13 protein-coding genes are annotated in these 8,765 nt (G+C 64.8%); 10 read left to right on the top strand and 3 right to left on the bottom strand.

Features of this window, described 5'->3' with window-relative positions; genetic code table 11:
- The first annotated feature begins 488 nt into the window (after positions 1-488).
- Positions 489-2,849 carry a hypothetical protein gene (locus ACWD3C_RS39285; protein ID WP_451151890.1) on the top strand — a complete coding sequence of 787 codons (2,361 nt, stop codon included), beginning with the start codon at positions 489-491 and terminating at the stop codon, positions 2,847-2,849.
- Positions 2,850-2,864: 15 nt separating this feature from the next.
- Positions 2,865-3,026 carry a hypothetical protein gene (locus tag ACWD3C_RS39280; RefSeq protein ID WP_451151888.1) on the top strand — a complete coding sequence of 54 codons (162 nt, stop codon included), beginning with the start codon at positions 2,865-2,867 and terminating at the stop codon, positions 3,024-3,026.
- A gap of 21 nt (positions 3,027-3,047) precedes the next feature.
- On the opposite strand, the gene ACWD3C_RS39275 is transcribed toward ACWD3C_RS39280, so the two are convergent.
- The 3 genes from ACWD3C_RS39275 to ACWD3C_RS39265 are packed head-to-tail and all read right to left on the bottom strand — an operon-like array spanning position 3,048 to position 4,315.
- The gene (locus ACWD3C_RS39275; RefSeq protein WP_451151886.1) at positions 3,048-3,440 is read right to left on the bottom strand and encodes a hypothetical protein; all 393 of its coding nucleotides are present in this window, start codon (positions 3,438-3,440) and stop codon (positions 3,048-3,050) included.
- A complete protein-coding gene (locus ACWD3C_RS39270) occupies positions 3,434-3,862 on the bottom strand; it encodes an ATP-binding protein (protein WP_451151884.1) in 429 nt (142 codons plus the stop codon). Before ACWD3C_RS39270 ends, ACWD3C_RS39275 begins: the two co-directional genes overlap by 7 nt.
- Before the next feature lie 45 nt (positions 3,863-3,907).
- Positions 3,908-4,315 (bottom strand): NUDIX hydrolase, encoded by a 408-nt coding sequence (locus ACWD3C_RS39265; protein WP_451151898.1) that lies wholly within the window; start codon positions 4,313-4,315, stop codon positions 3,908-3,910.
- 107 nt (positions 4,316-4,422) lie between these two features.
- Between ACWD3C_RS39265 and ACWD3C_RS39260 the strand changes: the two genes are divergently transcribed.
- The 8 genes from ACWD3C_RS39260 (at position 4,423) to ACWD3C_RS39225 (ending at position 8,731) form a co-directional block, all read left to right on the top strand.
- Positions 4,423-5,211 carry a GntR family transcriptional regulator gene (locus tag ACWD3C_RS39260; RefSeq protein WP_451151882.1) on the top strand — a complete coding sequence of 263 codons (789 nt, stop codon included), beginning with the start codon at positions 4,423-4,425 and terminating at the stop codon, positions 5,209-5,211.
- A gap of 168 nt (positions 5,212-5,379) precedes the next feature.
- Entirely contained in the window at positions 5,380-5,736 is a 357-nt protein-coding gene (locus ACWD3C_RS39255) for an SCO3933 family regulatory protein (protein ID WP_451151880.1), read from the top strand.
- Positions 5,736-7,112 carry an FtsK/SpoIIIE domain-containing protein gene (locus tag ACWD3C_RS39250; protein ID WP_451151878.1) on the top strand — a complete coding sequence of 459 codons (1,377 nt, stop codon included), beginning with the start codon at positions 5,736-5,738 and terminating at the stop codon, positions 7,110-7,112. Before ACWD3C_RS39255 ends, ACWD3C_RS39250 begins: the two co-directional genes overlap by 1 nt.
- 88 nt (positions 7,113-7,200) lie before the next feature.
- A complete protein-coding gene (locus ACWD3C_RS39245; RefSeq protein ID WP_451151876.1) occupies positions 7,201-7,863 on the top strand; it encodes a DUF2637 domain-containing protein in 663 nt (220 codons plus the stop codon).
- Positions 7,864-7,866: 3 nt separating this feature from the next.
- Complete coding sequence (locus ACWD3C_RS39240; RefSeq protein ID WP_451151874.1) at positions 7,867-8,052, top strand: hypothetical protein; 186 nt, start codon at positions 7,867-7,869, stop codon at positions 8,050-8,052.
- A gap of 2 nt (positions 8,053-8,054) precedes the next feature.
- Positions 8,055-8,246, top strand: coding sequence for a mobile element transfer protein (locus tag ACWD3C_RS39235; protein ID WP_451151872.1), 192 nt, complete (start codon positions 8,055-8,057; stop codon positions 8,244-8,246).
- Between the two features lie 16 nt (positions 8,247-8,262).
- Positions 8,263-8,457, top strand: a complete 195-nt coding sequence (locus tag ACWD3C_RS39230) for a hypothetical protein (protein WP_451151870.1) — start codon at positions 8,263-8,265, stop codon at positions 8,455-8,457.
- 25 nt (positions 8,458-8,482) lie between these two features.
- Positions 8,483-8,731 (top strand): SpdD protein, encoded by a 249-nt coding sequence (locus ACWD3C_RS39225; RefSeq protein WP_451151868.1) that lies wholly within the window; start codon positions 8,483-8,485, stop codon positions 8,729-8,731.
- The last annotated feature ends 34 nt before the right edge of the window (positions 8,732-8,765 follow it).

Below are 8,765 nucleotides of genomic sequence, written 5' to 3'. Positions count from 1 at the left end.
GAACGGTGGGGCCCTTCGACATCGTGCCCGGTGAGGCACTGGCGGAGGATACGAGATTCGAACTCGTGAGGGGTTGCCCCCAACACGCTTTCCAACTGGGGTGGTGGGGTGGTGGGGGTCGTTCACCTGCGTTCATGGGTGGCCGACCGCCTGCGCGGGGACGGTTCCGGGTCTCGCCTGAACGGCCGTGAACGGGGCTGAATGAGACGGAAACTGAGACGGGGCCCATCGGGCAACTTGGCGTGCGTGCGTCGGATGTCTCGGTCAAGGCTCGTGTTCGATGGTGCTGACGTCGACGTACTGCTGTACGGCATGACGTCCGCACCGGAGCAGCTCGTCCACGTTGCGTCCTGCAGATGTTGGTGCAGACCTGCCCGTCCTCCCATGACGCCGTCTGGAGCAGGGTGAGTTCTTCCTGTGAAACGCCTGCGGGCTCGCGTAGCTATTCGTAACCTTGAAGAGGGTTCCGATGCCTGGGGAGGCAGAGAGTGGCCAACAAGCTGACGCGTGAGCAGATCGACAAGCTCTACCCAAGCGCCGAAACACAGGAAAGGATCCTTCGGATCGACTTCCTGTCTGATCTTCTCGGATCATGCATTATTTCTGACGCTTACGAGGTTCCGGCCCGACTTACTGCCGCTATCAAGCTTTCTTCTGCCGGTGCGGGGTTGGTTTCACGCGTGCAGAGTAACGCCAATCCTCGCAACGAGTGCACTCTGTCTGCATTCCTGCAAGTCTCTTGGAACGAGCTCCTCATAGACCCAGATGAGACCAACCTTGAGTCCATTGAAAAGGCGATTTCAGACGAGATTAAGAAGGAGAGAATCCTCTTCCCTTACATTTATGGGCGGGAATTGTATGATAAAGCCTTCAGTGAGCTAAGGGACAACAATGACACCCTGACTCACAAGGACACGATGACTTTGCTAGCCGGAGCCCCCCAAGGTGTTTTCCAGTTGCATGATTACGTAACTGGCCCCTGGGGACTCGTCCGGTCCCGAGAAATCAGATACTGCCCACCCTCCGTTTGGGTTCCGCTTTATCACTGCGACGATCTCTCGTGTAAGAGGCTGCATAACGTCCTCCTTGAGACAGGGGCATCGAAAATCTCGAAAGTCCGCACTAAAATGCGAGAGGTGTTGTCCCGGCAAGATAGTGCGGAGAGCGAGTGGGAGGATTTCTTGCGCGACCAGATATCTGCTCACGTTAACCCCTTTTCGTGGAGGCATCCGGCAGGGTTTCCGAGCCTTATCGGCGACGCATTTTCTGCTGCGGAAATTCGTCTGATTCTGCATGACTTGCTCAACTCCACGCAAGGTAAGCTGCGGGCGTCGCTTTCTGGACTTGGGCAAGAGGTAAGAGAGGCTGAGAAGTTTACTGAAGGCCTTAATGAGGCTCAGATGCTCCAACTCATCCTCCTGTGCCGAGACGAGGAGATCATCGATTCACTCGATTCGCTCATCCTGTCTGGAGCCATCGTCATACCGCCCGCTGAAATCCGTAAGTCTCCCAGAGACATCAGGGCGACGGGATACTTTGACCTGGTGCCTGAGTGTGCAAGTGGAGGCGTTAGATTTCTCGGTAGCTCCTCGTTGGCTCTGCTTCGGAGCCGTCATCTGATCTCGAATCTGTTTGATCTAGGGAATCCGACTCAACGTGAGCGGCTTGAATGGCTGATCAGAGGGACGGACGGGGCATCTTTTCAGGAGCAACTGGACCAATTCGTATGTGGTGGTCCGCTTGATGGCGCTCTGGGGTCGCTGATCTTTGATAGTGGTGCAAACCTTAAAGCGGCGGAAAAGTTTGTTGGTATAGGCCCGCGCGCCAGGGAACGCCTATCGAACGAGGAGTCCCTGAGGCGAGCGATCACATGGCGGCTAGGCATTGATGGCCCGTCTGAATCTGACGTGTTGGTCGATTTCCGTCAGTATGGCACCAGGCTTAGGGAACTAGCCATGCGTACCCATACGTACGCGCCAGCCGATCAGGCGGACATTAGAGCGGTTGCCTCTAACTTCTTCGTTAAACTTGAGGGACTGCTTCAGGAGTACCTCAAGCTAGCTACCTGGTCGCTTCTGCGGGATCACTACGCGACATCAGGGTTCGTCTACTCTCCTGATGAGGCGGTCGCATTCACGATTCGGGAACTCAGTAGAGACCAGTCGGATGTTCATTTTTCTAATGACGGCAAATGGACATTGTTTCCCATGATTAGGGGATTCGATATTCTGGCTGATCGCTTGAGACTCTTGAAGTCTGATGAGGCTACACAGCGACCCGTGGGTGATTATCCCAAGGTTCTGCGGTCGGCCTCTCCCTACACGTTCCTCTTCAAGCACATCTATCCCTACCTTGACTTGGATCCGCTCGCTCGACCTCGCATCGTGGCGATGTTGGCTACCGCCTCGCATAAGCTGCATTCGGGCAAGGTAGATGAGATTCGAAATGTCTTGCAGCATACGAATCCTAAATTCCCAACTCAAGATGAAGTATTGGGTGCGATTAATGCTGCAGAAACAGTCCTTGCGGAGGCAGAAGAGGCCGGATTTATTCCGGTTGTTTCGCGCCTTCGTGAATCCCAGACTGACAGCTATGGTAGGCGCACTCTGACGCTGGGGACAGCAAACGGAAAGACGCTTCGTCTAGTTCGCCCCTCGTCCTATTACTTGACGGGCCTTCCTGTACTATCTGAGACTCAATACGTTCTCAGGTCGGCAATCTATGAGAATTCAAGCGAGGTGCTTCGTCTCTCTATCCGTGAGGATTCTGAATACACGAAGCGTTGGTCTGACTATCCTAAGCGTCGCGGTGCCAGTGGAAAGTCAGGTAAGAGCCATCTTGATGCCTAGGTTGGTGCCACGTGCGTGGAGCCGACCGCCCCAGCCACGACGTACCCCTTCTACGGCAAGCGGATGATTGCTGAGCGCGCGGCACGGGCGCTGGCCGGGCTGGAGCGGGGCGGAGACTGGAGCGCAGGCCCGGCCGGGGGCCGGGCCGCGCGCGGTGAGCGGAGCGAGCCGCCTTGAACCCGTAGAGAAAGTTGTAACTCAGTGGGTCTGTTCGGTCTGCTGGGGCTTGAAGTCGTGTATGCAGGCGGGGAGTTCGGCGCCCTGACGGTGTGCCAGTGGGAGGAAGAGCACTGGTCGGATCGTCCACGTGATGCGGGTGTGTCCGTGACTGACTGCCACTGTGCAGGGCTCGGCGCGCATGAGAGCTCTTCTCGTCTCGGCTCGTCCGTCGTGCAGCCACCCCCATGCCTCGTCGGAGGCGTCGGGGTCGAGTGCCGGTGTGATGGTGCGGAGTGCGATCGCTACCCATCTGTCTGCTTGGGGTGCTGAGTACGCGTCGAACGATGCTCGGAGCGCTGGCCGTTGCTGCTCGGTGAGGTCTTCTGTCCAGCACTCGCACCAGTAGCCCCAGCGTGGTTTGTTGATCAGCACGGGTGGTCTCCTCGGCGGGGGCCGGTGAACAGTTCCGCGGTGACCGTGTAGCCGCCGTGGCTGTCGTGGATCACGACCCGGTGGGCGAGCAGGCTGACCATGCCCAGGCCTCGCCCGTGCTCGGCGTCCTCGTCCTGGTGCTCGACCTTCGGGGCTGTGCCGGTGCCTCCGTCGTCCGTGACCGACAGGGCAACCACCTGGGGGGAGACCGCCAGGGCGAGGTGGAAGCTGCCGGAGTCCAGGCCGCTGGCGGTGTGGAGGATCGCGTTCGCGCTCAGCTCGCTGACGATGAGTTCGGCGTCTTCGGCCAGGGGCGAGCCGCGCAGGATGTCACGGGTCCAGCGGCGGGCCCGGCTGACCTCTTCGGGGAAACCTGGGCAAGTGAGCCCCCAGACCCGAGTCTTGCTCGTATACTCGTGCATACAAGTTACTTCGTGCTGGTGGCCGCCATGTGCAGCGGGTTCGGGCTAGACGAGTTTCACGCCGTCGTGGGCGCGGATGGCGGGCGGAGACGTCGCGTCGAGTGCGTCCAGGACGCGGATCGCGTATGCCTCGTCGGCGAGCTCGGAGACTTCCTCGCGGGTGGCCCAGCGCAGTGCGCGGGTCTCGTTCCCGGTGGTGGGCGTGCCGTCGGCGGCCTCGCAGCGGAAGACCAGCGAGACGATCAGGCCCGTCATGTTCTTGTAGACGCCGGTCAGGGTCGCCGGGAGTGCGATCTTGATGCCGGTCTCTTCGAGGACTTCGCGCTGGAGGGCCTCGGGGATGGTTTCCTCGCGTTCGAGGACTCCGCCCGGGGGTTCCCAGTGGCCGTTGTCCCGGCGCTTGATGAGGAGGGCGCGGCCCTGGTCGTCGACGATGACTCCGGCGACGCTCACGGAGTGCGGACGGTCGGTGCTCACGTTCCTCGGCCCTCTCGGCTGGCTAGGCTCTCCACCGTAGCAACAACAATCGCCCACTCGTCTAGATATCTAAAGGAGTACACGTGACCCCTCTCCGTTCCGGCATGCTCGGCGGTCTCGACCCCACGAGTGATCGTGCGGTCTTTCGGCAGATCGCTGACCAGCTGCGTGAGGCCATCGACCGTGGGCGGTTCAAGGAGGGCGAAAAGCTGCCCTCCGAGGCTGAGCTTGTCGAGCATTACGGGGTTTCCCGTATGACGGTCCGAAACTCCTTCTCCGTCCTCCAGGGGGAGGGCCTGGTGCATGCCGAGCACGGCAAGGGGGTGTTTGTGCGGCCCCGGCCGCCCGTGCGGCGGCTCGCTTCGGACCGGTTCGCCCGGCGGCACCGGGAGCAGGGGAAGTCCGCGTTCATCGTGGAGGCGGACGCGGCCGGCAGTCACCCCCAGGTCGACAGCCTGGAGGTCAAGGAGGAGAAGGCCAGTCCGGACGTCTCCGCCCGGCTCGGGTCGGTGCGGCGGGTGCTGGCTCGTCGTCGGCGGTATCTGCTGGACGGGCGGCCGGTCGAGTTCGCCACCTCCTACCTGCCCCTCGACATCGCGCGGGGCACTCCGATCGCCGAGCCCAACCCCGGGCCCGGCGGCATCTACGCCCGGCTTGAGGAACTGGGCCACCATCTCGACCACTTCGAGGAGGAGATCCGGGCCCGGATGCCCTCGCCTGCCGAGGTCAAGACGCTGCGGCTGGCTTCCGGTGTGCCCGTGATCCATCTCGTCCGGACGGCGTTCGACAGCGAGGGGCGGGCCGTGGAGGTCTGCGACACGGTGATGGCGGCGGACGCGTACGTGTTGTCGTACCAGCTCCCGGCGACGTGAGGGCGTGAGTAGCGGTGGTGCGCGGGGCTGGTTCTCCGAACTCGTACACCCCAACAGGCATACTCGTATAGACGAGTGGGCAAGTTGTGCGGCATGGTGGTCCGCGTGATCCCGGAAGTCGGGCTCGCGGATCGCATCTTGTCTAGACGAGTAGATAGGGAAACTTCCTTGCGTACCATCCGTGTTCAGACCTCCGCCGCGACGATCCTGCTCACCGAGGCTCCCGAGCCCAAGGTCCGGGACCGGCAGACGGGCGAGATCGCCAAGGACGCAGTCAGCGGTGAGGCACTGATGACGATCGGCGTCGTCTACATCGAGGACGGCGAGTCGTCCCTGATCAAGGTCACCGTTCCGGAGAGCGGCGTCTCCGAAGGGCTCGCCCTCGGCGCTCCCGTCTCGCTGCCGGGGCTCATCGCCCGGCCGTGGGAGAGCGTGTTCAACGGACAGCAGCGGCACGGCATCGCCTACCGCTCCGCCGCCGTGACTCCGGCCGCCTTCCCGGCCGCCATGGAGGCCACCGCCTGATGACCGACCTGACGACACTCCTGGAAGTGGGTGGTCCCCTCGCCGCACTCGGCGGCGGGGCCGCCTACACCCGGGCCCGACACCCCGGGGTCTACTGGTCCACGGTCGGCCTGCCAATATCCACGGCCCGGCTGCTCAGCTCGTACGGGTCGGTCATGGAGGCCTGCGGGCTGACCGTGGCGCCGTCCCGGCTGCGGGTGCTCGCGGTCAAGGCCACCACTCGGCGGGAGGTGCGGCCCGTACCGCCGCGCCGGGGCATCATCCGGCCCACCTCGACCGGGCTGCGGCTCCGTCTCCGGCTCGCTCCGGGGCAGGAACCCGCCGATGTCGCCGCCTCGGCCGAACGGCTGCGGCATGCCTGGGGCGTTCACGCCGTGTACGTCACGACCGTCAAGCCGGGCGTGGTCGAGCTGCGGTTGGTCGGCTTCGATGTGCTGCGGCGGGTGAGGATGCCCCGGAAGACCGGCGCCGGGTTTCTCAAGGTGCCGGTGGCGCTGCGGGAGGACGTCACGCCTTTCGTACGCGACTACCGCGCTGTTCCGCACCAACTCACCCTCGGCGCAACGTTGTCCGGCAAGTCCATGTACCTGCGGCATCTCGTTGCCGGACTCGCGCGGCAACCGGTCGCGCTGGTCGGCGTCGACTGCAAGAGGGGAGTGGAGTTGGCGCCGTTTGCGCCTCGGCTCTCGGCGCTCGCGACCGATTCGCAGCAAGCCGCCGAGTTGCTGCCTGTGCTCGTCAAGGAGATGGAGGACCGATACGACCTGATCAAGGACCGGCAGGGCATCGCTCCGGACACCCCGGACGAGGAGATCACCTCGGACATCTGGGGCCTGCCCGAGAGCGAACGCCCGGTGCCGATCGTGCTGTTCGTCGACGAGGTGGCCGAACTCTTCCTCATCGCCACGAAGAAGGACGAGGAACGGCGGGACGAGATGGTCACCCAGCTCATCCGGCTCGCCCAACTCGGCCGCGCTGCCGGGATCTACCTGGAGGTCTGCGGACAGCGCTTCGGCGCCGAGCTGGGCAAGGGCGCCACCATGCTCCGGGCCCAGCTCACCGGCCGGGTCTGCCACCGGGTGAACGACGAAGCCTCCGCCAAGATGGCGCTCGGCGACATCGCCCCCGAAGCGGTCGGCGCCGCCTGCTCCATCGCTCCCGAGCTGCCCGGCCTCGCCGTGGCCGGTGACACCTCCGGCGGCTGGTCCCGTATCCGGACGCCGTACCTGTCCCTCGGCGACGCCGCCGAGATCTGCCGGGAATCCGCAGACCTGGCGCCCGACCTCCCCGTGCTCAAGCCGTTTCGGCCCGACGGGCCCGTATGGCCCGTCGAGAACCCGGCCCCGGTCGTCCAGCCCCGCCCGGTGACCGACTGACACTCGCCCTGTCCCAACCCCGGTCGGCGTGACCGCCTCGTGCCAACTCCCTAGCCCTGCCATGCCTGAATCCGGAAGGAGCCGCATCATGCGCGCCCACCTGGCCCGTGTCGACGCGGTGCTCGTCCAAGCCGTCATCGCCGCCGCGCTGTCCTTCGCTCACCTGCACGACATCGCCTTGGCGGCCGGACAAGGCGGCTGGAAAGCGTGGGCCTACCCGATCAGCGTTGACCTGCTGCTCGTCGCCGCCTGGCGCCGACTGCGCCCCGGTACGGCGAAAGCGGCCGGGTGGTGCTGGTTCGTCATCGCCCTCGCCGCCTCCCTCGGGGCGAACGTCGCCACCGCCGGACTGCTCGACCTGGACCAGGTCCCGGCCTGGTTGCGCATCCTCGTCGCGGGCTGGCCGGCGGTCGCGTTCCTCGGCGGAACCCTCCTCGCCCACGGATCACCGAAGCCGACCGGGACTCCCGTGGAGTCCACCGAACCGACCCTGACGGACCAGGAGCCGGAACCAACCGCCGTAGAAGTCGAGCCGCCCTCCGGGGCCGCCGAACTGCCCGCCGCGGAGTCGGCCTCGCCTATGCCGTCCCCGGTACCGCCCGCCCTCGTCGCCCTCGCGCGCAAGGTCGCCGACGACCACCGCGCCCGCATCGGAACCGCCATCGACACCTCGACGCTTCGCGCCCGGCTCGGCGTCCCGATGCCGCTCGCCGAAGCAATCGCCGCTCACCTCACCCCGACAAGGAGCTGAACCATGCCCCTCTTCTGCATCAGCACTGCCGCCGACTACCTCGACGCGGCCCGACAGATGGCCGTGGCCGGTCGTACGGCACTGGCCCGGCTCCTTGCCGAAGAGGCCGCCGACCGCACCCAGGACCTCGACCAGGCCGCGCGCATCCTGCGTGAGTTCCCCGGCCCGAGCCTGCGACAGGAGGACTGATCGTGCCCGCCCCGAACCGCTTCCGCAACGTGATCCGCATCGGCCCCGTCCAGGTCGGCACGTCGTACGACGGCCGGGGTCGAGAGAAGCACACTGCCGCCTGTACGGCTCCGCGCTGCGGCTTCTCCGCCGACTACGACAGCCGGGCCGCCGCCGAGCTGGCCGCCCGTACCCACCGTTGCCCCGTCCGCTGAAAGGCCCCCGAAACCCGTGACCGTCAGCCTGCCGCTCGTCCTCGTCCTCGGCTTCTTCGCCTGGGGAGCGGTCAAGTTCCTCGGCGTCCGTACCTGGATCGTCGTCCTGATCGCCCTCTTCGGCTTCTGGCTCTCGCACACCTTCATGGCACCGGCCATCGAATCCGGCACGCGCTCCGGCGTGGACGTCATAAACGGCTCACATGACTAGACGAGTAGATAAGGAGAGCTTCGCCGTGTTCCTGCCCAAGTACCCCGACAGCCCGACGCCGCCGCCTGCGCATGTCCACACTCCGGCCGATCCGGCGCCCGTACGCCGCACCGGGCTCCCGCCCGTCTCGATCAGCACCGGAGCGGTCGCGGCCGTGGTCGCTGGTGGCGTGGTGCTTACCGCGCTCCTGGCCGCCGTTGCCGTCTCGGCCATCTCCGTGGCCATCGCCGCCGTGGTCCTGCGCTCCCTGATGCGCGACCAGCACCGCCGCTGAACAAGCGTCTACGACTCCCGGGGCGGCCCGACAC

The sequence above is a fragment of the Streptomyces sp. NPDC002845 genome (assembly GCF_053591955.1).
This window is presented reverse-complemented; position numbering and strand designations above follow the sequence as displayed.

What these genes read in the sequence shown, in the direction of transcription:
- ACWD3C_RS39245 (WP_451151876.1), top strand. Translation starts at nt 7,201, where the DNA reads ATGCGCGCCCACCTGGCCCGTGTCGACGCGGTGCTCGTCCAAGCCGTC.
- ACWD3C_RS39250 (WP_451151878.1), top strand. Translation starts at nt 5,736, where the DNA reads ATGACCGACCTGACGACACTCCTGGAAGTGGGTGGTCCCCTCGCCGCA.
- ACWD3C_RS39240 (WP_451151874.1), top strand. Translation starts at nt 7,867, where the DNA reads ATGCCCCTCTTCTGCATCAGCACTGCCGCCGACTACCTCGACGCGGCC.
- ACWD3C_RS39270 (WP_451151884.1), bottom strand. Translation starts at nt 3,862, where the DNA reads ATGCACGAGTATACGAGCAAGACTCGGGTCTGGGGGCTCACTTGCCCA.